The sequence below is a fragment of the Cupriavidus sp. GW821-FHT07C08 genome, from assembly GCF_059419025.1.
Genome location: NZ_JBWKQZ010000029.1, coordinates 16873 through 41806 on the forward strand (window position 1 = coordinate 16873; position 24934 = coordinate 41806).

Below are 24934 nucleotides of genomic sequence, written 5' to 3' on the forward strand. Positions count from 1 at the left end.
CTGTCTCTAGTTCGTCTTGGTCGGGGCGCTCAGTAGCCCCGCTGCACGTCGACCACGCCCGCGATCGGCTGGCCCGCACGCAGCGCGCGGATCTTGCCGGCGATCTGCGCGATGCTGTCTTCGCGCAGCGTCAGCGCAGAGATATGCGGCGTGAGGGTGATGCGCGGCTCCTGCCAGAACGGGTGTTCGGCAGGCAGCGGCTCGGTGCGGAACACGTCGAGCGTGGCACCGGCAATCTGCCCCGACTGCACCGCGGCAAGCAGGTCTTCCTCAGCCAGATGCTGCCCGCGCGCGACGTTGATCACATACGCGCCCTGTGCCAGCCGCGCGAACAGCCCGGCGTTAAGGATGTTCTCGGTCTGCGGCGTCAGCGGCAGCACATTGACCAGCACGCGCAGGCCATCGAGGAATGGCGCCTGCCCGGCATCGCCATAGAAGCCGCTCACGCCTTCGATGGCGCGCGCGGTGCGGCTCCAGCCACGCACCGGGAAGCCGAAGCCCGCCAGCGTGCGCGCGATATGCGTGCCGAGCGTGCCCACCCCCATCACGCCGATGGTGAAGTCCGCACGGCGATGCGGCTTCAGGAACTTCCAGTTGCCGGCGCGCTGCTGGGCCTCGTAGGCGTCCATCTTGCGGAAATAGCGCAGCACCGCGTGGGTGACGTACTCGGCCATCTGCGCGGCCATGCCGGCATCGTCGAGTCGCACGATCGGCACGCCAGCGGGCAAGGCGTCAGGGGCTTCATCGCGCAGGCGCAGGATGCCGTCGACGCCGGCGCCCAGGTTGAACACCGCCTTCAGGTCGGTACGGCCACGCAGCATCTCCACCGGCGGACGCCAGACCACGGCGTAGTCGGCCGGTTCGCCACGGCTGTCCTCCCACGTCACACATTGCGCTTCGGGCAGTGCCTCGGCGAAGCCTGCGATCCAGGGGTCGTAGCGGCCATCGGGGACGTACAACTGCAACTTCATTTTGTCTCCAGGGGATTCTGGTGGGGGTAAAGGCGTATTTTGGCAGAGGAACGGGCGTGGGGTTGGTTGGGGCAACGGTGACCGCGCCCCTGCCACCCCTAGCGCGCATCATGTCCCCGACTTCCCCTCGAACGCCAGAAGCTGCGCCCCCTCCACAACCTGCTCCCCCACCCCGTAAAGCACCTCACTCACCACCCCATCCACCGGTGCGCTGATGGTGTGCTCCATCTTCATGGCCTCCATCACCAGCAACGGCGTGCCGCGCGTGACGGTGCTGCCAGCCTCGACCATCACGGCAATGACCTTCCCGGGCATCGGCGCAGTGAGCTTGCCGCCTTCGCTTTCAGCCTCGCCGGCATGGGCCAGCGGATCGAGCCAGGACAGGCTCACATGCCGCCCGGCATAGAAGACGTGGAAAGTCTCGCCATCGGCATGCACCTGCCCGTGCGCGCGCCGGGTGCCGAGGTTGATGCGGATATCGTCGGCCTGGCAGGTGCAGGCAAAGGGCGCCGCCTGGTCCGCATAGATCAGCGTGCTGCCGCGCTCATTGGTGCTCAGCGTCACCTCCAGCACCTGCTCGCCATAGCCGAAGCGCAGCGTGCGCGACACGCCGCCGTTCAGCCGCCACGCGCCACCATGGGTCCACGGCGAATGCTGGTCGGCGGCGTCGATGCGGCGCTCGCGGGCCTCGCGGTCGAACAGCGCCGCCACCGCCAGCGCGATGACTTCCAGGCCGACCGGCGCCGGAGGCGGGAACAACACCTTCTCGTTGCGCTCGATCAGCCCGGTATCGAGATCGGCGGTGCGGAACGCCTGGGACGACACCAGCCGCTGCAGGAAGGCCACGTTGGTCGACAGCCCCACCACGTGGTAGGCCATCAGCGCCTGGCGCATGCGCGCCAGCGCCTCGTCGCGGTCCTTGCCCCAGACGATCAGCTTGGCGATCATCGGGTCGTAGAACGGGCTGATGGTGTCGCCCTCGCGCACGCCGGCATCGATACGGATACCCGCCGGGCCGTGCGCATCCTCACCGCGCATGAACTGCACCGCCGGCGGCGTGCGCAGGAAGCGCAGCGTGCCGGTGGACGGCAGGAACTGCTTGTCGGGGTTCTCGGCGTAGATACGCGCTTCCAGCGCATGGCCGTCGATGCGCAGCTGGTCCTGCGTGAGCGGCAGCGGCTCACCGGCGGCGACGCGCAGCTGCCATTCGACCAGGTCCTGACCGGTGATCATTTCGGTGACGGGGTGCTCCACCTGCAGGCGCGTGTTCATCTCCATGAAGTAGAACGAGCCGTCCTGGTTGGCGATGAACTCGACCGTGCCGGCGCCGACATAGCCCACCGCCTTGGCCGCGGCCACCGCCGCTTCGCCCATGGCGCGGCGGCGCGCCTCGGTCATGCCCGGCGCGGGGGCTTCTTCCAGCACCTTCTGGTGGCGGCGCTGCACCGAGCAATCGCGCTCGAACAGGTAGACGCAGTTGCCGTGGGTATCGGCAAACACCTGGATCTCGATATGGCGGGGGCGCGTCAGGTACTTCTCCACCAGCACCTTGTCGTCGCCGAAGCTGGCCGACGCCTCGCGCTTGACCGAGGCCAGCGCGGCCTCGAAGCCGTCGCCCGACTCGACCACGCGCATGCCCTTGCCGCCACCGCCGGCGCTGGCCTTGAGCAGCACCGGGTAACCGATGCGGTCGGCCTCGCGGCGCAGCAGCGCCGGACCCTGGTCCTCGCCGTGGTAGCCGGGCACCAGCGGCACCGCGGCCTTCTCCATCAATTGCTTGGCCGCGCTCTTGCTGCCCATCGCGTGGATGGCAGACGCCGGCGGACCGATGAAGACCAGCCCCGCCGCGGCGCAGGCCTCGGCAAAGGCTTCGTTCTCGGACAGAAAGCCGTAGCCCGGGTGGATGGCCTGGGCGCCGGTCTCCTTCGCCATCTCGATGATGTGGTCCGCGCGCAGGTAGCTGTCGCGCGCGGCCGCGCCGCCGATATGCACGGCCTCGTCGCAGAAGGCGACGTGGCGTGCGTCGGCGTCGGCATCCGAGTACACCGCGACGGTGCGGATACCGAGCCGGCGGCAGGTCGCGGCCACGCGGCAGGCGATTTCACCGCGGTTGGCGATCAGGATCTTGTTGAACATGGCTCCCTCCTCGTTATCCCTGTGATTGGGATCTTACGGCGGCGAGCTGTCCAGCGGGCTATCTCCTACCTCGTCATCCCGCATGGCCCTCTGCGCGGATATCGAGGCGGGCCAGCAGGGCGCGATCGCGGTCGGCCTGCGGGTTGCCGGTGGTCAGCAGCTTTTCGCCGTAAAAAATGGAATTGGCGCCGGCCATGAAGCACAGCGCCTGCAACGCTTCGTCCATGGCCTCGCGGCCGGCGGACAGGCGCACCATGGCGCGCGGCATAGTGATGCGTGCCACGGCAATGGTGCGGACGAACTCGAACGGGTCCAGCGCCTCGGTGCCCGCCAGCGGCGTGCCCTCGACCTGGACCAGGTTGTTGATGGGCACCGACTCCGGATACGGGTCCATATTGGCCAGCTGCGCGATCAGGCCGGCACGCGCTTCGCGCGCCTCGCCCATGCCGACGATGCCGCCGCAGCAGACATTGATGCCGGCGTCGCGCACATGGCCGATGGTGTCGAGCCGGTCCTGGTAGGTGCGCGTGGTGATGATCTTGCCGTAGAACTCCGGCGAGGTATCCAGGTTGTGGTTGTAGTAGTCCAGCCCCGCGTCCTTGAGCTGCTGGGCCTGCTCGGCCTTGAGCATGCCCAGCGTGACGCAGGTCTCCAGGCCCATCGCCTTCACTTCGCGCACCATGTCCATCACCGGCTCCAGGTGGCGGTCCTTGGGGCTGCGCCAGGCGGCGCCCATGCAGAAGCGGGTGGCGCCATTGGCCTTGGCCGCGCGCGCGGCGTCCAGCACCTCGTCCAGCGCCATCAGCTTCTCGGCTTTCACGCCGGCATCGTGGTGCGCGCTCTGCGGGCAGTAGCCGCAATCCTCTTCGCAGCCGCCGGTCTTGATCGACAGCAGCGTCGACAGCTGCACGGTATTGGCGTCGAAGTGCTCGCGGTGCACTTGCTGGGCGCGGAACAACAGGTCGTTGAACGGCAGCGCGAACAGCGCGGCAACGTCATCGACGCGCCACGCGGCGTCATCGGGCAGTGCGTGCGAGCGCGCGCTCTGGCGCAGGGAATCGACGGAAACGGTAGTAACGGTGGTAGCGGTGTGAGCTTGAGTCATGATCGATGCGAATTCTGGTTCAGGCAGCAAGGCCGGCGGCCTCGGCTTGGTATTGGGTGGCGGCGGCGAACAGCGGCGCAAGGTCGAGCCGGCCGGCGGCAGCGGCGGGCGCCAGTTGCCAGGGCAATTCACCCAGGCAGGGCGCGTCCAGCGACGCGTGCAGCGTGGCGATGTTCTCGTCGGCCAGCAGCATGTCCGGGTCGACCCGGTTGGCAATCCAGCCCGCCAGCGGCAGGCCGCGCGCGCGGATGGCTTCGGCGGTCAGCACGGCGTGGTTCAGGCAGCCGAGCCGGATGCCGACCACCATCACCACCGGTACCGCCAGCATTACCGCCAGGTCGGCGGTGTTCCAGCGCACCGCGCCTGCGTCGAGCGGCACGTTGAAACCGCCCACGCCCTCCACCACCACCGCATCTGCCTGGCGGCGCAGCGCATCGAAGGCGGTGCGGATCGGCGCGCGCGTGATGCGCACGCCCTCGTGCGCGGCGGCCAGGTGCGGCGAGCACGGCGTGCGCAGCAGGAACGGGCAGGTCTGGCCCAGCGGCACCGCCACCGAGCTGGCGGCGCGCAGCTGCGCCACGTCGTCGTTGTGCCAATGGCCGTCGCGCCACTCACTGCCGCTGGCCACGGGCTTCATGCCCGCGGTGCGGTAGCCGGCGGCATGGAGCGCATGCAGCAGCGTGGCGCTGGCGTGGGTCTTGCCGATGCCGGTATCGGTGCCGGTGACAAAGCAGGCAAAAGGCGCGCGCGTGCTCATGCGACCTCCCGCTGCGCCACGGCGGCGCTCAGGGCATCCAGCAGGCGCCGCACATCGCCTTCGGTGTGCGCAGCCGACAGCGTGATGCGCAGCCGCGCGGTGCCTTCCGGCACGGTCGGCGGCCGGATCGCGCCGACGCGGATGCCATCCGCCTCCAGCGTGGCCGACAGCGCCAGCGCGGCGCCGTTGTCGCCGACGATCAGCGGCTGGATCGCGGTCTCGCTGTCGCCCAGCGTCCAGCCCGCGATGGCAGCCAGCTGGGCCAGCCCCTCGCGCAGCATGCCGATGCAGCGCGTCAGTTGCGCCCGGCGTTGCCTGCCCTCTTCTCCTTCGAGGATCGCCAGGCTGGCCAGCAGCGCATGCGCGACTGCCGGCGGCGCGGCCGTGGTGTAGATATAGGGCCGCGCGGTGTTGACCAGGTGTTCGATGATGGTCTCGTGCGCGGCGACGAAGGCGCCCGCCACGCCGGCGGCCTTGCCGAGCGTGCCGACATAGATCAGCCGCTCGGACGACAGTCCCAGCGCTTCCAGCACGCCGTGGCCCTGCTCGCCCAGCACGCCGAAGCCGTGGGCGTCATCGACGATGATCCAGGCATCATGGCGCTCGGCCAGTTCCAGCAGCTTGCGCAGCGGCGCGACGTTGCCGTCCATGCTGAACACGCTGTCGGTCACGATCAGCTTGCGCTCGCTGGTGCTGGCCGCCAGCAGCGCTTCCAGCGCGGCGGTGTCGCAATGCGGGTAGCGCTGCACGTCGGCACGCGCGAGCCGCGCCCCATCGATCAGCGAGGCATGATTGAGCGACTCACAGAACAGCGTGGCGCCCGCCGTGCCCAGCGCGGTCAGCACCGCCATGTTGGCCATGTAGCCGGTGCAGAAATACAGCGTGCGCGCATGCGGGATATGCGGGGCGAGCCAGCGCGCCAGTTCCGCTTCCAGCTGGGTGTGCGCCAGCGAATGCCCGCTGACCAGGTGCGAGGCCCCGCTGCCGGCGCCATAGCGCTGCGCGCCTTCCACCAGCGCGGCGATCACTTCCGGGTGGTTGGCCAGCCCCATGTAGTCGTTGCTGCAGAAGGTCAGCAGCGATTCCGGCTCGGACCCGTCCTCGCCCACGGCCTGGTGCGGCGCGCAGGCAGTGTGGGCAACGCGGCGGCGGCGCGTCAGGGCCAGAGCGTGGCGCTGTTCGGCGGCCTGCCTCAGTTGTTCAAGCAGCATGGCGCACCTCCCGGGCCGTAGTCACATCGGTGGTCACATCGTCGAGCGTGGCCAGCATCTGCTCGCCCAGCCAGCGTGCCTGCGCGGCATCGAAGACGTAGGGCGGCATCACGTACAGCGTATTGCCGATCGGGCGCACCAGCAGCTCGCGCTCGCGCGCGGCCTGATGGAAGCGCGCGGCAAAGTCGGCGCCGGCGACGTCATCGCGCACATCGGCGGCCCAGATCAGCCCGCGCTGGCGCACGTGCCGCAGGCGCGCGTCGGCGGCCAGCGCGGCCATGCCGTCGGCGAGCCAGTGCGCGCGCTCGCGGTTGCGCGCGAGCACGTCGTCCTGCGCGAACAGGTCCAGCGTGGCCAGCGCGGCGCGGCAGGCCAGCGGGTTGCCGGTGTAGGAGTGCGAATGCAGGAAGCTGCGGGCCAGCTCGTCGGCGACGAAGGCGCGCTGGATCTCCGGGCGCGACAGCACCAGCGACAGCGGCAGGTAGCCGCCGCTGATGCCCTTGGACAGGCACAGGAAGTCGGGCCACAGGTGCGCGGGCAGCGGCACCTCCCCGGCGCGCGACTGTTCCCACGCGAAGAAGGTGCCGGTGCGCCCGCAGCCCACCGCGATCTCGTCGGCGATCAGGTGGATCCGGTAGCGGTCGCACAGTGCGCGCGCGCCATCCAGATACGACGGGTCGTACATCGCCATGCCGGCGGCGCCCTGCACCAGCGGCTCGACGATCAGCGCGGCGATCTGGCCGGCGCGCTCGCGCAGCAGGGTTTCCAGCTCCACCAGGGCGCGGGCAGCCACGTCCGCAGCGCTCTCGCCGGGTGCGGCCTGGCGCGCGTCGGGCGACATCACCACGTGTGCTCGGCGGATCAGCGGATCATAGGCATCGCGGAAGACTTCCACATCGGTCACCGCGAGCGCGCCCACGGTCTCGCCGTGGTAGCCGTGGCGCAGGCAGACGAACTCGCGCTTGGCCGGCAGGCCGGTATTGCGCCAGTAGTGGAAGCTCATCTTCAGCGCGATCTCGACCGCCGAGGCGCCGTCCGAAGCGTAGAAGACATTGCCGAGCGCGCCGCCGGTCAGCGCTGACAGGCGCTCGGCCAGTTCCACCGCCGGGGCGTGGGTGCAGCCGGCGAGCATCACGTGCTCCAGCGTTTCCAGCTGGCTGGCCAGCGCGGCGTTGATGCGCGGGTTGGCGTGGCCGAACAGGTTGACCCACCACGAACTGGTGGCGTCGAAATAACGGCGGCCGTCGGCATCATGCAGCCACGGGCCAACGCCGCGCACGATCGCCAGCGGCACGGCGCCGTCGTCGGGGCGCAGCCGCGTGCACGGATGCCAGACGGCGTTGCGGCTGCGCTGGCCGAGTGCCTTCGCGTCGCTGCCTGGGGAAAGGGACAGGTGATCCAAGATAGCCCTCCTTTGTTGACCGTCCGCGCGCGCGCCGCTGCCGGCAAGGCCAGGCAGTGCAACGGTGGCGGACAGGTTGGGGAGGGTCATGTTAGGAATGTCTTGTCGGGCTTGGCAATGAAGGCGATATTTTTGCGTTAGCTGCGCTTTGGCCGGATTTGCCGAACGTTATCGGGGTGAAGCGCTGTTCTTGTCGCTAGCGTGCCGCGATCTCCACGCAACCTGCCAGCAGTCTTTTTTCACTGCGGCAGGCCGGACGTGTGACTCAAGCGGGGCGCCATGACGGCGAGCGCTTCTCCAGGAAGGACTTCACCCCTTCACGCCCCTCGTCCGACGCCCGGATCTTCGCAATCCGGTCCGCGGTATCGGCCAGCAAATCGTTGTCGATCACGCGCCCGGCGATGTCCTGCACCAGCCGCTTGCTTTCGCGCACGGCGTTCGGGCTGTTGGCCACCAGCGCGGTCGCCAGTTCGGCAACCTTGGCGTCCAGGGCCTCGGCCGGCACCACCGTATGCACAAAGCCCAGGCGCAGCGCCTCGGCGGCGTCGAAACGCTCGGCGGTGATGAAGTAGCGGCGTGCGGCCTGCTCGCCCAGCGCGCGGATCACATACGGGCTGATGGTGGCGGGCAGCAGGCCCAGGCGCGCCTCGGACAGGCAGAAGTGCGCGTGCTCGGCGGCCACCGCGATATCGCACGCGGCCACCAGGCCCATGCCGCCGGCGTAGGTGTCGCCCTGGATGCGCGCGATCACCGGGCGCGGGCACGACCAGATGGTGTGCAGCATCTGCGCCAGGGTCAGCGCATCGGCGCGGTTCTGGTCGTCCGAATAGCCCGCCATCTTCTTCATCCAGTTCAGGTCGGCGCCGGCGCAGAAGGCCGGGCCGCTGCCGGCCAGCACGATGGCGCGCACCTCGTCCATGTCGCCCAGCGCGCGGAAGGCGCCGGTCAGCTCGGCGATCACGGTCTCGTTGAAGGCGTTGCGCACATCGGGCCGGTTCAGCGTGACGGTGGCGACGTGGCTGGCGATATTGACGGTCAGTGCGGTGAATTCCATGGTTCGCTCCGTTGGCGGATAAGTTGTCTGGTGCGGTTCAGGTGCCGGCGTCGAACGGCAGGCCCAGCGAGCGGAAGAAGTTGCCGACTTCCGGCAACCACACCGGGATGCCTTCACGCGCGCTGAAGACGCGATGCGAGTCGTTGCCGAACTCGCCCACGTCCACCAGCCGTGATTGAGCCGCGGGACCGGTGGCGCGCGCCTTGAAGGCATTGAACATGCGGCCGGGCAAGGGCACCGGCCAGTAGCTGTCGTTGTCGCCGTACACCCACAGCGACGGGTAGCGCGCCAGGCTGCCGTAGCTGGCAAAGGCATCCACCAGGCGCTCTTCCCAGTCCGGGCAGTTCAGGTTGCGCAGCCCGCCCGCAAAATTGACCACGCCCAGCACGCCCGGATAGCCGATGGTGCTGAACGCCATCGTGGTCAGGCCCCCGTGCGACTGGCCGATCACGACAATGCGCTCCATGTCCACATAGGGCTGGGTGGCCATGAAGTCGAGCGTGGCGACGACATCGTCGGCCTGCATCATGCCGTTGGTCTCGATGTCGCAGCTACCGCCCACATAGGCGCCACCCGAGCGCGCAAAACCCTGCCGCATCGGCAGCACCACGGCATAGCCGCGGCGCAGGAATTCCAGGCTCTGCGCCGGAAAGCGCGCGCGCCCCTGCATGACGGGCCGGCCCGGCGCCTTGCCGTGGTTGATCACCACCAGCGGGAACGGCCCGTCGCCAGCCGGCTTGAATACCGTGGCTTCCAGGTCGATGCGCGACGGGATCGCCGCCTTGGGCAGCATCACCACCTGCTCCTGGAAGCGCATGCGCGCAGCTTTGCCGTTTCCGTTCGCAGTCTGCGCATGCCCGCACAGCGGCGCCAGCATGGCGAACGCCGTAACCAGGGCTAGGCTGCAAAGCAGGCGGGCGACGCTGCGCATGGGGTGGAAGGCGGTAATGGGGCAGTAGTGGCGTGGCCGCAATTACATGCGGAACACGCCGAACTTCATCTCGTCGATCGGTGCATTCAGGCTGGCGGAAAGACCCAGGCCCAGCACGGTGCGGGTCTGCGCCGGGTCGATCACGCCGTCGTCCCACAGGCGTGCACTGGCGTAGTACGGATGGCCCTGGTGCTCGTACTGGTCGCGGATCGGCTGCTTGAACGCCTCTTCCTCTTGCGCGCTCCACTTGCCACCCTTGCCCTCGATGCCGTCGCGGCGCACCGTCGCCAGCACGCTGGCGGCCTGTTCGCCGCCCATCACCGAGATGCGCGCGTTCGGCCACATCCACAGGAAGCGCGGCGAATAGGCGCGCCCGCACATGCCGTAGTTGCCCGCGCCGAACGAGCCGCCGATGATCACGGTGAACTTGGGCACCTGCGCGGTGGCCACGGCGGTCACCATCTTGGCGCCGTTGCGGGCGATGCCTTCGTTCTCGTACTTGCGGCCGACCATGAAGCCGGTGATGTTCTGCAGGAACACCAGCGGGATCTTGCGCTGGCAGCACAGCTCGATAAAGTGCGCGCCCTTGAGGGCCGACTCGGAGAACAGGATGCCGTTGTTGGCGACGATGCCGACCGGGTAGCCCCAGATGCGCGCGAACCCGCACACCAGCGTGGTGCCGTAGCGCGCCTTGAACTCGTCGAACTCGGAGCCGTCGACCAGGCGCGCGATCACCTCGCGCACGTCATAGGGCTTGCGCGTGTCGGTCGGGATCACGCCGTAGAGTTCTTGCACCGGGTACAGCGGCTCGACCGGCTCGTGCAGGCGGATCTGGTCCGGCTTGCGCCGGTTCAGGTGCTGCACGATATTGCGCGCCAGCGACAGCGCGTGGTGGTCGTTCTGCGCGAAGTAGTCAGCCACGCCCGACAGGCGCGTATGCACGTCGGCGCCACCCAGGTCTTCGGCGCTGACCTCCTCGCCGGTCGCGGCCTTCACCAGCGGCGGGCCGCCCAGGAAGATGGTGCCCTGGTTCTTGACGATGATGGACTCGTCGCTCATCGCGGGCACGTAGGCGCCGCCGGCGGTGCACGATCCCATCACCACCGCGATCTGCGGGATGCCCCGCTTGGACAGGTTGGCCTGGTTGTAGAAGATGCGGCCGAAGTGGTCGCGGTCGGGGAACACATCGTCCTGGTTGGGCAGGTTGGCGCCGCCGGAATCCACCAGGTAGATGCACGGCAGGTTGTTCTCCTCGGCGATCTCCTGCGCGCGCACATGCTTCTTGACCGTCATCGGGTAGTAGGTGCCGCCCTTGACGGTGGCGTCATTGCAGACGATCACGCACTCCTGCCCGGCCACGCGGCCGATGCCGGTGATGATGCCCGCGCCCGGCGCGGCATTGTCGTACATGTCGTACGCGGCCAGCTGCGACAGCTCCAGGAACGGGGTGCCCGGATCCAGCAGCTGCTGCACGCGCTCGCGCGGCAGCAGCTTGCCGCGCGACAGGTGCTTGTTGCGCGCGTCTTCGCCGCCGCCTTCAGCCAGCTTCGCGATCCTGGCCTTGAGGTCGGCCACCAGGGCCTGCATCGACTCAGCGTTGGCCTTGAAGGATTCGGAGCGGGCGTTGAGTTTGGTTTCCAGGGTGGGCATCTGTGTCTCTTCCTGCTTGATATTGGTTTTCGCCGTCCTGCCAGCGGCCAGACTCAGCCTGCGTGCCTGGGCAGCGGGTGCCCCGGCATCAGGTCATAGGGATGCTTCCATCCCGGCAGCGCACGGATGCGCTCGGCCCAGGCGTGGATATGCGGATACTCCTTGCGCCAGTGCACGCCGATCTCGTCGTCGAAGAAGACGTAGCCCGCCAGCGAGAAGTCCGCGATGGTGGCGCGCTCGCCCAGCAGGAATGCTCGCCCGGCCAGGTGCGCGTTGAGCACGTTCCACGCGCCTTCGCAGCGCGCGCGGAAGAACTCCAGCACGGCCGGGTCCGGCGACCTGGCGAAGTTGCGCATGAAGCGGTAGGTCGCGGTGTAGGAGGTGAACTTGTGGTTGTCGAACAGCAGCCAGCGCAGCACCTCGGCGCGCTCGGCCTCGTCGCGCGGGCCGTAGGCATCGAGGCGCGTGGCCAGCGTTTCCAGGATGGCACCGGACTGCGACAGGCGCTGGCCGCCGAACTCCAGCACCGGCACCTCGCCCATCACGTTGATGGCGCGGTACTCGGGCGTACGGGTCTCGCCATTGAAGAAATCGACGAAGCGCGGCTGCCACAGCTGCTGGCCGCGCTGCACGCCGACGGTTTCCAGCAGCAGCGCCACCTTGTAGGCATTGCCGGACTGGGCAAAGCAATACAGCAGGTACTCAGGCTCGTTCCGCTTCTCGATGCTCATGGTGCCTCCCCGATCATGTCCCCATCCACATAAAGCCAGCGCGGCGCTTCGCCGGGCGCGCGCGCTTCGCAGACAAAGCGGCTGCGCTCATGCAGCCGCCAGGCGCGCCCGCCTACCTTGTAGCGTGCCACGAATTCCACTTCGGCATGCGTGTCGTCCTGCTGCGCATGCGCCTTCACCGTAAGCCCCAGCCAGCGTGTGGCGGTATCCGGCAACAGGTCGGCCGGGCAGGTCGATGCATGCCAGGTCTGCCGCAGCCATTCCATGTCGTTCAGCACATAGGCGCTGTAGCGCGAGCGCATCAGCGCCTCGGCATTGGGCGGCAGTGCCTCGCCACGATGGAAGCGGCCGCAGCAGGCGGCATAGTCCGCGCTGCCGCACGGGCACGGTACCGGTCCGGCCTTGGCCAGGCGGCCTGCCGCTTTCGCCGTCATCCCACCAGCTCCGGCAGGTCGCGCATATCGGTGAAGATGGTGCCCGCGCCGGCCTCGCGCAGCAGCGCGGCATCGTTGCGCTCGGCGTAGCCGAACACCGTCATGCCGGCGGCCACGCCCGCGGTCACGCCGGTCGGGCTGTCTTCCACCACGGCGCAGCGCGCCGGCTCCACGCCCATGGTGCGCGCGGCCAGCAGGTACACATCGGGCGCGGGCTTGCTGCGCGCCACTTCGGTGGCGGAGAAGATGTGCTCGCGCTCATCCTGCTGGAACAGCTCGACCAGGCCGGTCCTGGTCAGTTGCAGCTTGACCTTGATGCGGTCCGCACCCGACGCCACGCACACCGGCATGCCGGTGGCGGCGATCTTGCCAATCGCCTCGCGCACATGCGCCACCGCGACGACTTCGGCTTCCAGCACCGCGTTACGGCGGGCCAGCCAGGTCGACAGCCAGTTCTCGGGCAGCGGCGCGCCGCGCATGCGCGCGATCATGTCCAGCTCCTCGCGCACGGCGCGGCCGAGGAACAGGCGCGTGGAGTCTTCCAGCGAGATCTCGATGCCAAGCTCGTTCAGCATCTGGTTGAGCACGCGGTTGACGATGGGCTCGCTGTCGACAAGCACGCCGTCGCAGTCGAAGATCACGCAATCGAATCGGCCGGAATGGCCACGGGTTGCTGCAGTCATGCGGGTTTCTTTTCCTTGGTGTCCAGGCTCGGCACGGCCCTGAGTTCAGTCTGGCGGCGGCTCTTCAGGTAGGCCTCGACCTGGTCGAAGCGGTCGAAGCCCCAGAACGGCTCGCCGTCGATGATGACGAAGGGCGAGCCGAACACGCCCTTGGCCATCGCCACGTCGATCTCGGCCTTGAGCTGGTCCTTGATCTGGTAGCTGGTGGCGCCGGCATCCAGCGCCTGCACGTCCACGCCCAGCGGCTCGGCCAGCTTCATGATCTCGGCCGGCTCGGCGATATTGATGTCGTCGACGAACAGCGCGCGGTACACCGACTTGGCAAAGGCCGTGGCGATGTCGTCGCCGTGGTGGTTCTGCAGCCACAGCATGGCACGCGCGGCGTGCGTGGTGGGCAGCGGGAAATGCGTGGGGCGCTTGTATTCGATGCCGTGGAAGCGCGCGGTGCGCTCGAAGTCGCGCCACGAATAATCGCCCTTGAGCGGCAGCTGCGGCAGCGGCGAGGCGCCGGTGGTCTTGAACACCACGCCCAGCAGGATGGGATGCCAGGCAACGATGCGCCCGTACTTCTGCGCCAGGTCGTCGATGCGGGTACTGGCAAAGTAGCCGTAAGGCGAAGAGAAATCAAAGTAGAAGTCGATCGCTGCGGTCATGTCGGGGCCCTTCTTGTTGTGGTTGCCGGTACTGGGATCAGGGAGGCGCGCCGCCTTCGCGGCCGCACCCCCATCGTACGCGCATAGCTAGGCCAGCGCGCGCGCGATCAGGATCTTCTGGATATCGCTGGTGCCCTCGTAGATCTGGCACACGCGCACGTCGCGGTAGATGCGCTCCACCGGGAAGTCGCTGACGTAGCCGTAGCCGCCAAACACCTGGATCGCATCCGAGCACACCCGCTCGGCCATCTCGCTGGCAAAGAGCTTGGCCATGGCCGCTTCCTTCAGGCAGGGGCGGCCGGCGTCGCGCAGCGCGGCGGCGTGCCACACCATCTGGCGCGCCACGTCGATGCGGGTGGCCATCTCGGCCAGGCGGAACTGCACCGCCTGGTGCTGGAACAGCGGCTGGCCGAAGCTCTCGCGCTCCTTGGCATAGGCCAGCGCGGCCTCGAACGCGGCGCGCGCCATGCCGATGCTCTGCGAGGCGATGCCGATGCGCCCGCCTTCCAGGCCGGACAGCGCCATCTTGTAGCCGCCGCCCTCGTCGCCCAGCAGGTTGGCCGCCGGCACGCGGCAGTCCTCGAACAGGATCTGCGCGGTGTCCGACGAGTGCTGGCCGAGCTTGTCTTCCAGCCGCGCCACCACGTAGCCCGGGGTCGAAGTCGGCACGATAAAGGCGCTGATGCCGCGCTTGCCGGCAGCCTTGTCGGTCACGGCCAGCACGATCGCCACGTCGGCGTTCTGGCCGCTGGTGATGAACTGCTTGACGCCGTTGAGTACATAGTGGTCGCCGTCGCGTACCGCGCTGGTGCGCAGCGCCGACGCGTCCGAGCCCACGTGCGGCTCGGTCAGGCAGAACGCGCCCAGCATCTCGCCGCGCGCCAGCGGCACCAGCCACTGCTGCTTCTGCGCCTCGCTGGCGAACGACATCAGCATGCTGCACACCGGGCAGTTGTTGACGCTGATGACGGTGGAGGTGCCGCCATCGCCGGCCGCGATCTCTTCCAGGATCAGCGCCAGCGACAGGTAGTCCAGGCCGGCGCCGCCGTATTCCTCCGGCACCGCAACGCCGTAGGCGCCCAGCGCCGCCAGCTCGCGGTGCACATCCTTGGGGAAGGTCTTGTCGCGGTCCCACTGCGCGGCCTGCGGCGCGATCACTTCCTGCGCGAACTGGCGCACGGCGTCGCGGATCATTTCCTGTTCGGGGGTCAGCAGCATGTCGGTTCGGTGATCAGTGTGCGGGCGCGCTTACCAGGGGATGGGCGTGCCGTCGTAGTTATGGAAGGTGCCGTTGTCGCGCCGCTTGACGCCGGCCAGCAACTGGCGCATGCCCTTGACGCTCTGCTGCACGGTCAGGTCGGCTTCCTGGCCGCCCATGTCGGTCTTGACCCAGCCCGGGTGCAGCGCGACGCAGGTGGCGTGGCGCGCATCGAGCGAGACCGCGCGCAGCGCCGCATTGGCGCCGGCCTTGCTGACGCGGTACAGCCAGCTGGTGCTGTGCTCCATCGCGGTGATACTGCCCATGCGCGAGGACAGCACCGCCAGCACCCCGCCGTGGCCGGACTGGCCCGCTTCGACGTAGGGCAGCAGCAGCGGCAGCGCCATCATCGGGCCAAGCACGTTGACATGCATCACCCGGTCGAATTCCTGCGGCGTGACCGGCTGCGCGCCTTCGGTGCGGGGCCCCAGCACGCCGGCGTTGTAGATCGCCACGTCGAGGGCTTCGCCGTCGAGCTTCCAGCCCAGGCCCGCGACCGCGCCGGCATCGGTCAGGTCGACCTGGTGAGCTTCGGCACCCAGCGCCTGCAGCGCGCCGACGCCTTCGGGCGTACGCGCCGCCGCGATGACGCGCCAGCCGTCGGCACGGTACTGGCGCACGAATTCAAGGCCGATGCCGCGCGAGGCACCGAGGATCAGGACGGTTGGCAAGGCTGTGCTCCTTTGACTGGCGACTTGGGTTCAGCGAACTGCCTGGGTCTTTGCTCCCCTCCCCCTTTATGAGGGAGAGGGGGCGCAGAACTACGTCAGAGAATCTCAATACCGACCGCGGTAGCCTCGCCGCCGCCAATGCACAGGCTCGCCACGCCGCGCTTGCCTCCGGTCTTGCGCAGCGCGCCGATCAGCGTGGTCATGATGCGTGCGCCCGAGGCGCCGATCGGGTGGCCCAGCGCGCAGGCGCCGCCGTGGATATTGACCTTGTCGCGCGCGATCTTGAGGTCGTGCATGGCCGCCATCGGCACCACGGCAAAGGCCTCGTTGATCTCGAACAGGTCGACGCTGTCGGTGGTCCAGTCCAGCTTGCGGTACAGCTTGGCGATGGCCTCGACCGGTGCGGTGGTGAACCAGCCCGGCGCCTGCGCGTGGGTGGTGTGGCCCAGCATGCGTGCGATCGGCTGCAGGCCGAGCTGCTTCGCGGTGGAGGCGCGCATCATCACCAGCGCCGAGGCGCCATCGTTGATGGACGACGACGAGGCCGCGGTGATGGTGCCGTCCTTGGCAAAGGCGGGCTTGAGCGAGGGGATCTTGTCGAGCTTGATGCGGCGCGGACCTTCGTCGGTGTCGATCACGGTGTCGCCGCCCTTGCCGGACACGGTCACTGGCGCAATCTCCCAGCGGAAGTCGCCGTTCTCGGTGGCCTGCTGCGCACGGCGCACGCTTTCCATCGCGAATTCGTCCTGCTGCTCGCGCGTAAAGCCGTACTTGGCGGCGCAGTCCTCGCCGAAGGTGCCCATGGCGCGGCCCTTGTCATAGGCGTCTTCCAGGCCGTCCAGCATCATGTGGTCGTAGATCATGCCGTGGCCGATGCGGTAGCCGCCGCGGCCCTTCGGCACCAGGTACGGCGCATTGGTCATGCTCTCCATGCCGCCGGCAATGGCGACATCGAACGAGCCCGCGATCAGCCCGTCGTAGACGGTCATGGCCGCGCGCATGCCCGAGCCGCACATCTTGTTGACGGTGGTGCAGCCCACGCCCAGCGGCAGGCCCGCGCCCAGCGCGGCCTGGCGTGCCGGGGCCTGGCCCTGGCCGGCCGGCAGCACGCAGCCGAACACCACTTCTTCCACCTGCTCGGGCTTAAGGCCGGCGCGCTCTACGGCGGCGCGGATGGCCACGGCGCCCAGCTGGGGCGCGGTGACGCTGGCGAATTCGCCCTGGAACGCAGCCATCGGCGTGCGGGCGGCTGAAACGATGACGATCTCTTCCATGTCGGGTCTCCTGGATCGGTGTATGAAGAAGCGGTGTCGGGTGGGGCCGGTCAGCGGATCGACGCCTGCGGCGGATCGCCGTACTGGCGGTAGGCCGCGGCCAGCTGCTCGTGCAGTTCGTCGTTGCTGCTGGCGGCCATGCCCAGGTCGCGCAGCAGGCCGTCGGACACGCCGTAGACCCAGCCATGCACAGTCACGGCCTGGCCGCGGGTCCAGGCGTCCTGGAGCACGGTGGTCTGGCAGACGTTGTTGACCTGCTCGATCACATTGAGCTCGCACAGCCGGGTATGGGCGTCGTCTTCGCGCAGCAGCGTGCCGAGATAGGCCTCGTGCTTGTCGGCCACGTCGCGCACATGGCGCAGCCAGTTGTCGGCCAGGCCGATGCGCTCGCGCTTGAGCGCGACCTTGACACCGCCGCAGCCGTAGTGGCCCACCACGGTGATATGGCGCACCTTGAGCACCTCTACCGCGAACTGGATCACCGCCAGCGCGTTCAGGTCGCTGTGCGCGATCACGTTGGCGATATTGCGGTGGACGAACACCTCGCCCGGGGCCAGGCCCAGGATCTGGTTGGCCGGCACGCGCGAATCGGAGCAGCCGATCCACAGGTACTCGGGCGCCTGCTGGTTGGCCAGGCGCATGAAGAAGGTGGGGTCTTCGGCGTTGACCCGGTCAACCCACTCGCGGTTGTTGCGGAACAGCTGGGCGATGGCGTCAGTCATGCGACCCTCCTTGCGGGACCAGGATCGGGAACGGCAGCGGCGCCCTGCGCGCTGCCAGCTTCGCCGTAGCGGTGAATGAATCGCTCTGAACTGTGATAGGCAAAGAAGTCATGAACATGTCCGGCCAGCAGCCGGTCCTTGTGGCTCTGCCACATGGCAGGTTCGAAAAAGTCCGCATGGTGGCGCAGGAACGCCGCGCGCACGCGCGTGTCGCCCAGCAGGAAGGTGCGGAAGGTCTCGGGAAAGATATCGTGCGGACGCACCGTGTACCAGACCTCGCCCGACATCTCCTCTTCCTCGTTGCGCGGCTGCGGCACGTCGCGGATGTTGCAGTCGGTCAGGTATTCGATCTCGTCGTAGTCGTAGAACACCACGCGCCCGTGGCGCGTGACGCCGAAGTTCTTGTACAGCATGTCTCCCGGGAAGATGTTCGCGGCGATCAGCTCCTTGACGGCGTTGCCGTATTCGATCACGCCGTGCTCGACCTGCGCGTCGGAGCCCTCCGTCAGATAGATGTTCAGCGGCGTCATGCGGCGCTCGATATAGACGTGGCGCACCACGATCTCTTCGCCGCCGTCCTTGCCGCGCTGGTATTCGATCATCGACGGCGCGTGCTGCTCGAACTCGCGCACCAGCGCATCGTCGAAGCGCGAGAGCGGGAAGGCCACGTCGGAGTACTCCAGCGTATCCGCCATGCGGCCCACGCGGTCGTGCTGCTTGACCAGCTGGTACTTGGACTTGACCAGCTCGCGCGTGGTTTCCTTGGGCGCCGGGAAAAAGTCCCTGATGACCTTGAACACGTACGGGTACGACGGCAGCGTGAACACCAGCATCACCAGCCCGCGGATGCCGGGCGCAACGATGAACTTGTCCGACGAATGCTGCAGGTGGTGCAGGAAGTCGCGGTAGAACAGGTTCTTGCCCTGCTTCTGCAGACCCAGCGAGGTATAGATCTCCGCGCGCGGCTTGCGCGGCATGATGTCGCGCAGGAAGGTCACGTAGGCCGACGGGATCTCCATGTCGACCATGAAGTAGGAGTGCGTGAACGAGAACAGGATCAGCAGCTGTTCCTTCTTCAGCAGCACCGTGTCCAGCATCAGCTTGCCCGAGGGGCCGTGCAGGATCGGGATTGCCAGCGGGAAGGTGTGGTCGCCGTTCAGGATGCGGCCGATGATGAAGGCCGCCTTGTTGCGGAAGAACAGCGAAGACAGCGTATGGATCTGGAAATTCGGCGCGATGCGCAGGTCGCCGAAATGCTCGCTGACCGCGCGCACCACGTAGCCGATATCGCGCGGCAGGTCCTCGAACGGGCTCTCCAGCTGGAAGTTGTGCACGATGCGCTCGAAGCACGCGGCCATGCCCTCGCGGCTGCCCGGGTAGTAGGCGCGGAAGGTCGGGCGCGTGGGCGATTCCTCGTTCTCGATGTACTCGGTCGAGATCGCCGGGCGCACGAAGATGAAATCGTTGTTGAAGTACGAGCGGTGCAGGATGCGCGTGCAGACCGAGTTGAAGAAGGTCTCGGCCAGCTCGGGCTGGTGGTGATTGGTCAGGAGGCCGATGTAGTGCAGCTTGATCTGCTGCCAGATCTCGTCCTCGATATTCTCGGCGTCGTACTCGTCTTCCAGGATCACGCTCGATTCGCGCACGCGCTCGTTGTAGAACGCAATGCGGTCGCGCTGGATCTGCTGCAGCCCGTGCCAGTCGCCGGCCTCGAACTTGAGCTTGGCCTGGTGGCTGACCTCGCGGAACAGGCGGTAGTGCTTGTCGAACCCGTCGAGCATCGTTCTCGCCACATCGAAGGCAATCTGCGAGGAGAGCAGTTTGGGGAAGTGGGACATGGGTCGACGGGGGCCGGGGGCAATACTGCGAGAGGTCTTGCGACGGGTACTGAGATTGTAATGGGGTTCGGGCGGGGGCTCCGGGTGATTTCGGCGCCCCCTTGCGCTTTACATGGTTTCCGCGAACAGCTCGCGGCCAATCAGCATGCGGCGGATCTCCGAAGTGCCGGCGCCGATCTCGTACAGCTTGGCGTCGCGCCACAGGCGGCCGGCCGGGTATTCATTGATATAGCCGTTGCCGCCCAGGATCTGCACGGTCTCGCCCGCCATCCAGGTGGCCTTCTCGGCCGTGTACAGGATCACCGCGGCGCAGTCCTTGCGCACCTGGCGCACGTGGTCGCTGCCCAGCCCGTCCAGGTTCTTGCCGACCGTGTACAGGTAGCTGCGCGCGGCCTGCAGCGTGGTGTACATGTCCGCCACCTTGCCCTGGATCAGCTGGAACTCGCCGATGCTCTGGCCGAACTGCTTGCGGTCGTGGATATACGGGGTAACCACGTCCATGCACGCCTGCATGATCCCGACCGGTCCGCCCGACAGCACCGCGCGCTCGTAGTCCAGCCCGCTCATCAGCACCTTGGCGCCGCCGTTCTCGGCGCCGAGGATGTTCTCGACCGGCACTTCCACGTCCTGGAACACCAGTTCGCCGGTGTGCGAGCCGCGCATGCCCAGCTTGTCCAGCTTCTGCGCCACCGAGAAGCCCTTCATGCCCTTCTCGACGATAAATGCGGTCATGCCGCGCGCGCCCAGGTCGGGCTCGGTCTTGGCGTAGACCACCAGCACGTCGCAGTCCGGGCCGTTGGTGATCCACATCTTGGTGCCGTTGAGCACGTAGCGGTCGCCCTTGAGCTCCGCGCGCAGCTTCATGCTGACCACGTCGGAGCCGGCGTTGGGTTCGCTCATCGCCAGCGCGCCGATCCATTCGCCCGACACCAGCTTGGGCAGGTACTTTGCCTTCTGCGCCGGCGTGCCGTTGCGATGGATCTGGTTCACGCACAGGTTGGAATGCGCGCCGTAAGACAGGCCCACCGAGGCCGAGGCGCGGCTGATTTCTTCCATCGCGATCATGTGCGCCAGGTAGCCCATGTTGGCGCCGCCGTATTCCTCGGCCACCGTGATGCCGAGCACGCCCAGGTCGCCCATCTTCTTCCAGGCATCCATCGGGAACTGGTCGGTGCGGTCGATTTCAGCGGCGCGCGGGGCCAGTTCGGCCTGGGCCCAGTCGCGCACGGAGTTGCGCAGCATCTCGATGTCTTCGCCCAGATCGAATTTCAGGCCTGGCAGTTCGGTCATGATGGTCTCCTGTTTGGAATCGGTATGTGTGTCGGGTTCCGGATGGGTGGCCGGATCCGTCAGTTCAGACGTGGCCCAGTGTCTTGACCACGCACAGCGTCATCAGCATGGTGGCCACCTGCTTGCGGCGGCCGTCCTGCTCGACATAGACATCGCCCTGCGCCACGATCAGCGTGCGCCCGGGCTTGAGGACCCGTCCCACCGCCACCAGGCGTTCGCCCTGGGCGGGGGACAGCAGGTTGATCTTGTATTCGGCGGTCAGGCCCGCCTCATCTTCGCCCACCATCGTCAGCGCGGCGTAGCCACAGGCGCTGTCTGCCAGCGCACCCACCGCGCCGCCGTGGAAGAAGCCGTGCTGCTGGGTCACGCCGTCGGACCACGGCATCGCCAGCTCGACCTCGCCGCGGTCCACCCGCCGCAGGGTCGCGCCAAAGGTGGTCATCAGCCCCTGGCGGGAAAAGCTGGTGGCGATGGCGTCGGCGCGCGCGGCGGGCAGCGATCCTGGTTCAGCGGGTACGGCACTGGCGTTGGATGACGTCATGGCGGAGTTCCGGTGTGAAAACGTTGGGTCGCCGGGCAGCCACAGGCTGCGCGTGCTGTCCGGGTATTCTATTGACGTTTACGTAAACGTCAATCCTATCCGGCACGGATGCCGGGGGAAGTGACGCTTCAGGCGGCGGTGGTCCGGGCCGGCGCATCGCCGCCTTCCGTGGCCGGCTGTGGCTTGCCGGTCTGCGCGGCCAGCAAGGCCCTGCACTGCCGCTCATGCTGGTCGATCTCGGCCAGTTGTGCCTGCAGGTCTTCCATCTGCCGCTCCAGCGTGCGCCGGTGCGCCGCCAGCGAGTGCAGGAAGCGATCCAGCTGCGGGGCAGTGTCGCGCGGTGACTCGTAGAGATCAAGGATCTCCCGGATCTCATTGAGAGTAAGCCCTAACCTCTTGCCACGCAGTGTCAGCTTCAGCCGGGTCCGTTCACGGCCGTTGTAGACCCGCTTGCGCCCGCCCGGCCCTTCGCGCTCCGGCGACAGCAGGCCCTGGTCCTCATAGAAACGGATGGCCCGGGGCGTGATGTCGAATTCACGCGCAAGGTCGGTGATGGTGTAGGTGGCGGAAGCCGCCGCTGGCGTCGCTGACATAGCCTGCCCAAAGAAAGTGAACGGTCGTTCGTTGTGAAGTCAAGTTTTCGCTTAAGATGGAAACGAGCCGTATGATTGACGTTTACGTTAGCGTCAACCAGGACGGCTGGCAACCGGTGCTTTCACGCCCCAGGTCTTTCGGGCCGGGCGTGGCGGCAGAACGAGAAAGCCCGCGCCCTGGCGCCAGGCTTCGACCACGAGACTCCTCATGAACGCACTCGAACACCAGCTCCAATACCCGTTCGGCGACACCATGCCCGAGCCCGGCTCCAAGCAGGAAGTCGCCCCCGGCGTCTACTGGCTGCGCATGCCGCTGCCGTTCGCGCTCGACCATATCAACCTGTGGCTGCTGCGCGATCGCCTGGACGGCCGCGACGGCTGGACCATCATCGACTGCGGCATCACCAACGACATCATCAAGGGCCACTGGGAGACCATCTTCGCCAATGAGCTGGAAGGCCTGCCGGTGGTGCGCGTGCTGGTGACGCACAGCCACCCCGACCACGTCGGCCTGGCGCACTGGCTGTGCAAGCGCTTCGGCGTGCGGCTGTGGATGAGCCTGGGCGACTACATGAGCGCGCGCGTGATGGGCAGCGGCACCGGTGCCGGCTCCAGCGCGGGCGGCGACGCCGCCGCCGCGCACTTCGCGCTGCACGGCCTGACCGATGCCGACAGCCAGGAAAAGCTGCGCGCGCGCAAGACCTACTACCCGTCGCTGGTGCCGGACCTGCCGGCGCAGTACCGCCGCATGATGGAAGGCGACACGGTGCGGATCGGCACCGATGCGGCGACCTCGGCCTGGCGCGTGATCACCGGCTTCGGCCATTCGCCCGAGCACGTGGCGCTGTACAACGCCGCCACCAATGTGCTGATCTCCGGCGACATGGTGCTGCCGCGCATCTCGACCAATGTCAGCGTGTTCGACATGGAGCCCGAAGGCAATTCGCTGCAGCTCTACCTGGATTCGCTCGGCAAGTATGAGCCGCTGCCGCAGGACGTGCTGATCCTGCCCTCGCACGGCCGCCCCTTCCGCAACCTGCATACCCGCATCATGCAGCTGCGCGAGCACCATGCCGACCGCCTCGCCGAAACGCTCGAAGCCTGCGGCGAGAAGGGCTGCAGCGCGCACGACATCGTCAGCGTGATCTTCAAGCGCCAGTTCGACATCCACCAGATGACCTTCGCCATGGGCGAGTCGCTGGCCCACCTGCACTGCCTGTGGCACCGCGGCGAGCTGGTGCGGGAAACCGGCGACGACGGCGTGATCCGCTTCCGCGCGGCCTGACTGGCTTAGCAGGGCTTAGTTGGCGGCCGCCAGCGCCGCCAGGTAGCGCACCCCGTCGATGGCGCGGCTGCCGTACCAGGACAGCATCTCGCCGTCGACCAGCAGCACCGGCTTGCCAAGCTGGCCCTCGAGCGCGTCGGCGTGGTCTTCGGTGAAGCGGTAGGGCTCGGTCGACAGCAGCACCAGGTCGAGCTCGCGCACCAGCGCATCGCTCCAGCGGAAGGTGGGATAGCGCTCGCCGGGCGCGTTGGGGCGGCTGCAGTCGCCGCCCACGCAGGCTTGCAATGCAGCGCCGCCGTCCGGCCAGGTCTGCCAGTTGGCCAGCGCCAGCATGCGGCTGATATAGGTGTCGCGCGACACCGTCATCCACGGGTCCTGCCAGATCGCATACAGCACGCGGCGCGCCGGCCACGGGCGCACGCGGATCGCGTCCAGCTGCACCTGCAGCGCCGTACACAGCGCCTCGGCCTCGGCGTGGCAGCCGAAGATCCCGCCCAGCAGCCGGTACAGGTCCAGGTTGTCTTCCGGCGCGCACGGATGGGTGACGATCACATTGGGCACGAACGCGCGGATCTCGTCCACGGTCTCGCGCCGGTTCTCATCGATATTGACCACCACGTGCGTGGGCGCCAGCTCGCGCAGCCGCGCCACGTTCACGTCCTTGGTGCCGCCCACCTTGGGCACCGCGCGCACGGCCGGTTCCGGGTGGATGCAGAAGCCGGTGCGCGCCACCATCTGCCGGGCCATCCCGAGCGCGAACAGCAACTCCGTCACCGACGGCACCAGCGACGCGATCCGCACCACCCCGCTGGCGGCGGCATGCTGCTGGCCGATGGCGTCGCGCCACATGGTCAGGGCTCCTGCGGCGGGTCGGCGCGCCGCGGCTTGCGCGGCGCGCCCGCGGCCAGCGCATCGTAGAGCCAGCGCGGCATCACGTGCAGCAGCGCCGCCACCACGCCCATCGGCCACGGGATGACGCGGAACCGCCGGCCTGCCGCGATCACGCGCACGGCCTTGCGTGCGAACACGTCGGCATCGGTCAGGAACGGCATGCGGTACGGGTTGTGCGCGGTCATCGGCGTGCGGATATAGCCAGGCGCGATCGTGACCACGCGGATGCCGTGCGCGCGCTGCTCCAGCCGCAGGCTTTCCAGCAGCTTGATCACCGCCGACTTGGACGCGCTGTAGGCGCCCGCGCCCGGCAGGCCGCGCACGCCGGCGACGCTGGCAATGCCCACCAGCGTGCCGCGGCGCCCGAAGTGGCCGGGCTCGCGCGCCTGCATCGCGTGCATGAACGGCTGGAAGGTGGTCAGCACGCCGAACCAGTTGGTATCCATCACCTGGCGGAAGGCGTCGAGGTCCTCGCGCTCGCTGGCGACGGTGCCGACCGAGACTCCGGCATTGGCGATCACCACGTCCGGACAGCCGAAATGGCCGAGGAAGTCTTCAGCGGCACGCACCATGGCGTCGGCATCGCGCACATCGGCGCCATAGACGCGCACCGCGCCCGGGTTGGCCAGCGTGGCGACAAACTCGCGCAGCGCGTCCTCGCGGCGCGCCACCAGCCCGAGGATGGCGCCTTGCGACGCGTATTCGCGCGCGAGAGCCTGGCCCAGGCCGCTGGAGGCGCCGGTCAGGAAGACTTTGAGAGGACGCATGAAGGCTGGGTTGCGGTCTGAAATAAGAAACGGCTGGTACAGGATACCAGCCGTTTGGCTTGCTACAGGTGTTGGATAACCCTCGG

Annotated in this window: 24 protein-coding genes; 1 reads left to right on the forward strand and 23 read right to left on the reverse strand. The window is 67.9% G+C overall.

What is annotated here, in order from left to right; all coding sequences use genetic code 11:
- Nucleotides 1-29 precede the first annotated feature (29 nt).
- The 21 genes from AC07UK_RS29015 to AC07UK_RS29115 all read right to left on the reverse strand — a co-directional run bounded on the left by AC07UK_RS29015 (nucleotide 30) and on the right by AC07UK_RS29115 (nucleotide 21905).
- Nucleotides 30-971 carry a 2-hydroxyacid dehydrogenase gene (locus AC07UK_RS29015; protein ID WP_316152379.1) on the reverse strand — a complete coding sequence of 314 codons (942 nt, stop codon included), beginning with the start codon at nucleotides 969-971 and terminating at the stop codon, nucleotides 30-32.
- Between the two features lie 108 nt (nucleotides 972-1079).
- A complete protein-coding gene (locus tag AC07UK_RS29020) occupies nucleotides 1080-3107 on the reverse strand; it encodes an acetyl/propionyl/methylcrotonyl-CoA carboxylase subunit alpha (protein ID WP_436220615.1) in 2028 nt (675 codons plus the stop codon).
- A gap of 73 nt (nucleotides 3108-3180) precedes the next feature.
- On the reverse strand, nucleotides 3181-4212 hold the full coding sequence (bioB, locus tag AC07UK_RS29025; protein WP_436220614.1) for a biotin synthase BioB: 1032 nt from the start codon (nucleotides 4210-4212) through the stop codon (nucleotides 3181-3183).
- Between the two features lie 19 nt (nucleotides 4213-4231).
- The gene (bioD, locus tag AC07UK_RS29030; RefSeq protein WP_436220613.1) at nucleotides 4232-4969 is read right to left on the reverse strand and encodes a dethiobiotin synthase; all 738 of its coding nucleotides are present in this window, start codon (nucleotides 4967-4969) and stop codon (nucleotides 4232-4234) included.
- Nucleotides 4966-6180, reverse strand: a complete 1215-nt coding sequence (bioF, locus tag AC07UK_RS29035; protein WP_436220612.1) for an 8-amino-7-oxononanoate synthase — start codon at nucleotides 6178-6180, stop codon at nucleotides 4966-4968. Before bioF ends, bioD begins: the two co-directional genes overlap by 4 nt.
- Nucleotides 6170-7582: an adenosylmethionine--8-amino-7-oxononanoate transaminase gene (bioA, locus tag AC07UK_RS29040; protein WP_494686964.1), complete on the reverse strand. Its 1413-nt coding sequence runs from the start codon at nucleotides 7580-7582 to the stop codon at nucleotides 6170-6172. The genes bioF and bioA overlap by 11 nt, the downstream gene beginning before the upstream one ends.
- Before the next feature lie 265 nt (nucleotides 7583-7847).
- Nucleotides 7848-8636: an enoyl-CoA hydratase/isomerase family protein gene (locus AC07UK_RS29045; RefSeq protein WP_436220610.1), complete on the reverse strand. Its 789-nt coding sequence runs from the start codon at nucleotides 8634-8636 to the stop codon at nucleotides 7848-7850.
- Between the two features lie 37 nt (nucleotides 8637-8673).
- A complete protein-coding gene (locus tag AC07UK_RS29050) occupies nucleotides 8674-9567 on the reverse strand; it encodes a dienelactone hydrolase family protein (RefSeq protein ID WP_436220609.1) in 894 nt (297 codons plus the stop codon).
- A gap of 42 nt (nucleotides 9568-9609) precedes the next feature.
- Nucleotides 9610-11217, reverse strand: a complete 1608-nt coding sequence (locus tag AC07UK_RS29055; protein ID WP_494686963.1) for a carboxyl transferase domain-containing protein — start codon at nucleotides 11215-11217, stop codon at nucleotides 9610-9612.
- A gap of 53 nt (nucleotides 11218-11270) precedes the next feature.
- Nucleotides 11271-11948, reverse strand: coding sequence for a glutathione S-transferase family protein (locus tag AC07UK_RS29060; protein WP_035820390.1), 678 nt, complete (start codon nucleotides 11946-11948; stop codon nucleotides 11271-11273).
- The gene (locus tag AC07UK_RS29065) at nucleotides 11945-12382 is read right to left on the reverse strand and encodes a YchJ family protein (protein ID WP_436220607.1); all 438 of its coding nucleotides are present in this window, start codon (nucleotides 12380-12382) and stop codon (nucleotides 11945-11947) included. The genes AC07UK_RS29060 and AC07UK_RS29065 overlap by 4 nt, the downstream gene beginning before the upstream one ends.
- On the reverse strand, nucleotides 12379-13065 hold the full coding sequence (locus AC07UK_RS29070) for an HAD family hydrolase (RefSeq protein WP_013955259.1): 687 nt from the start codon (nucleotides 13063-13065) through the stop codon (nucleotides 12379-12381). Before AC07UK_RS29070 ends, AC07UK_RS29065 begins: the two co-directional genes overlap by 4 nt.
- Nucleotides 13062-13718, reverse strand: a complete 657-nt coding sequence (locus AC07UK_RS29075) for a 2-hydroxychromene-2-carboxylate isomerase (RefSeq protein ID WP_494686962.1) — start codon at nucleotides 13716-13718, stop codon at nucleotides 13062-13064. The genes AC07UK_RS29070 and AC07UK_RS29075 overlap by 4 nt, the downstream gene beginning before the upstream one ends.
- 87 nt (nucleotides 13719-13805) lie before the next feature.
- Nucleotides 13806-14936 (reverse strand): acyl-CoA dehydrogenase family protein, encoded by a 1131-nt coding sequence (locus AC07UK_RS29080; protein ID WP_013955257.1) that lies wholly within the window; start codon nucleotides 14934-14936, stop codon nucleotides 13806-13808.
- A 30-nt stretch (nucleotides 14937-14966) separates the two neighbouring features.
- Nucleotides 14967-15647 carry an SDR family oxidoreductase gene (locus AC07UK_RS29085; protein WP_494686961.1) on the reverse strand — a complete coding sequence of 227 codons (681 nt, stop codon included), beginning with the start codon at nucleotides 15645-15647 and terminating at the stop codon, nucleotides 14967-14969.
- A gap of 95 nt (nucleotides 15648-15742) precedes the next feature.
- Nucleotides 15743-16921 carry an acetyl-CoA C-acetyltransferase gene (locus tag AC07UK_RS29090; protein WP_494686960.1) on the reverse strand — a complete coding sequence of 393 codons (1179 nt, stop codon included), beginning with the start codon at nucleotides 16919-16921 and terminating at the stop codon, nucleotides 15743-15745.
- A 50-nt stretch (nucleotides 16922-16971) separates the two neighbouring features.
- Complete coding sequence (gene can / locus AC07UK_RS29095; protein ID WP_035820378.1) at nucleotides 16972-17643, reverse strand: carbonate dehydratase; 672 nt, start codon at nucleotides 17641-17643, stop codon at nucleotides 16972-16974.
- On the reverse strand, nucleotides 17640-19481 hold the full coding sequence (gene aceK, locus AC07UK_RS29100; protein ID WP_494686959.1) for a bifunctional isocitrate dehydrogenase kinase/phosphatase: 1842 nt from the start codon (nucleotides 19479-19481) through the stop codon (nucleotides 17640-17642). The genes can and aceK overlap by 4 nt, the downstream gene beginning before the upstream one ends.
- A 108-nt stretch (nucleotides 19482-19589) precedes the next feature.
- Nucleotides 19590-20771: an isovaleryl-CoA dehydrogenase gene (locus tag AC07UK_RS29105; protein WP_494686958.1), complete on the reverse strand. Its 1182-nt coding sequence runs from the start codon at nucleotides 20769-20771 to the stop codon at nucleotides 19590-19592.
- A gap of 64 nt (nucleotides 20772-20835) precedes the next feature.
- The gene (locus tag AC07UK_RS29110) at nucleotides 20836-21312 is read right to left on the reverse strand and encodes a PaaI family thioesterase (RefSeq protein WP_494686957.1); all 477 of its coding nucleotides are present in this window, start codon (nucleotides 21310-21312) and stop codon (nucleotides 20836-20838) included.
- A 128-nt stretch (nucleotides 21313-21440) separates the two neighbouring features.
- The gene (locus AC07UK_RS29115) at nucleotides 21441-21905 is read right to left on the reverse strand and encodes a MerR family transcriptional regulator (protein ID WP_436220601.1); all 465 of its coding nucleotides are present in this window, start codon (nucleotides 21903-21905) and stop codon (nucleotides 21441-21443) included.
- A 208-nt stretch (nucleotides 21906-22113) separates the two neighbouring features.
- Between AC07UK_RS29115 and AC07UK_RS29120 the strand changes: the two genes are divergently transcribed.
- Nucleotides 22114-23190, forward strand: coding sequence for an MBL fold metallo-hydrolase (locus AC07UK_RS29120; RefSeq protein WP_494686956.1), 1077 nt, complete (start codon nucleotides 22114-22116; stop codon nucleotides 23188-23190).
- A gap of 15 nt (nucleotides 23191-23205) precedes the next feature.
- Here the strand turns inward: AC07UK_RS29120 and AC07UK_RS29125 are convergent, their stop codons facing one another.
- On the reverse strand, nucleotides 23206-24039 hold the full coding sequence (locus AC07UK_RS29125) for a helical backbone metal receptor (protein WP_494686955.1): 834 nt from the start codon (nucleotides 24037-24039) through the stop codon (nucleotides 23206-23208).
- 2 nt (nucleotides 24040-24041) lie between these two features.
- The gene (locus AC07UK_RS29130; protein ID WP_436220598.1) at nucleotides 24042-24848 is read right to left on the reverse strand and encodes an SDR family oxidoreductase; all 807 of its coding nucleotides are present in this window, start codon (nucleotides 24846-24848) and stop codon (nucleotides 24042-24044) included.
- Nucleotides 24849-24934 lie beyond the last annotated feature (86 nt).

Coding starts and splice junctions, on each gene's coding strand:
- AC07UK_RS29015 (WP_316152379.1), bottom strand. CDS start 971: ATGAAGTTGCAGTTGTACGTCCCCGATGGCCGCTACGACCCCTGGATC.
- AC07UK_RS29020 (WP_436220615.1), bottom strand. CDS start 3,107: ATGTTCAACAAGATCCTGATCGCCAACCGCGGTGAAATCGCCTGCCGC.
- bioB (WP_436220614.1), bottom strand. CDS start 4,212: ATGACTCAAGCTCACACCGCTACCACCGTTACTACCGTTTCCGTCGAT.
- bioD (WP_436220613.1), bottom strand. CDS start 4,969: ATGAGCACGCGCGCGCCTTTTGCCTGCTTTGTCACCGGCACCGATACC.
- bioF (WP_436220612.1), bottom strand. CDS start 6,180: ATGCTGCTTGAACAACTGAGGCAGGCCGCCGAACAGCGCCACGCTCTG.
- AC07UK_RS29045 (WP_436220610.1), bottom strand. CDS start 8,636: ATGGAATTCACCGCACTGACCGTCAATATCGCCAGCCACGTCGCCACC.
- AC07UK_RS29050 (WP_436220609.1), bottom strand. CDS start 9,567: ATGCGCAGCGTCGCCCGCCTGCTTTGCAGCCTAGCCCTGGTTACGGCG.
- AC07UK_RS29055 (WP_494686963.1), bottom strand. CDS start 11,217: ATGCCCACCCTGGAAACCAAACTCAACGCCCGCTCCGAATCCTTCAAG.
- AC07UK_RS29060 (WP_035820390.1), bottom strand. CDS start 11,948: ATGAGCATCGAGAAGCGGAACGAGCCTGAGTACCTGCTGTATTGCTTT.
- AC07UK_RS29065 (WP_436220607.1), bottom strand. CDS start 12,382: ATGACGGCGAAAGCGGCAGGCCGCCTGGCCAAGGCCGGACCGGTACCG.
- AC07UK_RS29070 (WP_013955259.1), bottom strand. CDS start 13,065: ATGACTGCAGCAACCCGTGGCCATTCCGGCCGATTCGATTGCGTGATC.
- AC07UK_RS29075 (WP_494686962.1), bottom strand. CDS start 13,718: ATGACCGCAGCGATCGACTTCTACTTTGATTTCTCTTCGCCTTACGGC.
- AC07UK_RS29080 (WP_013955257.1), bottom strand. CDS start 14,936: ATGCTGCTGACCCCCGAACAGGAAATGATCCGCGACGCCGTGCGCCAG.
- AC07UK_RS29090 (WP_494686960.1), bottom strand. CDS start 16,921: ATGGAAGAGATCGTCATCGTTTCAGCCGCCCGCACGCCGATGGCTGCG.
- can (WP_035820378.1), bottom strand. CDS start 17,643: ATGACTGACGCCATCGCCCAGCTGTTCCGCAACAACCGCGAGTGGGTT.
- aceK (WP_494686959.1), bottom strand. CDS start 19,481: ATGTCCCACTTCCCCAAACTGCTCTCCTCGCAGATTGCCTTCGATGTG.
- AC07UK_RS29105 (WP_494686958.1), bottom strand. CDS start 20,771: ATGACCGAACTGCCAGGCCTGAAATTCGATCTGGGCGAAGACATCGAG.
- AC07UK_RS29110 (WP_494686957.1), bottom strand. CDS start 21,312: ATGACGTCATCCAACGCCAGTGCCGTACCCGCTGAACCAGGATCGCTG.
- AC07UK_RS29115 (WP_436220601.1), bottom strand. CDS start 21,905: ATGTCAGCGACGCCAGCGGCGGCTTCCGCCACCTACACCATCACCGAC.
- AC07UK_RS29120 (WP_494686956.1), top strand. CDS start 22,114: ATGAACGCACTCGAACACCAGCTCCAATACCCGTTCGGCGACACCATG.
- AC07UK_RS29125 (WP_494686955.1), bottom strand. CDS start 24,039: ATGTGGCGCGACGCCATCGGCCAGCAGCATGCCGCCGCCAGCGGGGTG.
- AC07UK_RS29130 (WP_436220598.1), bottom strand. CDS start 24,848: ATGCGTCCTCTCAAAGTCTTCCTGACCGGCGCCTCCAGCGGCCTGGGC.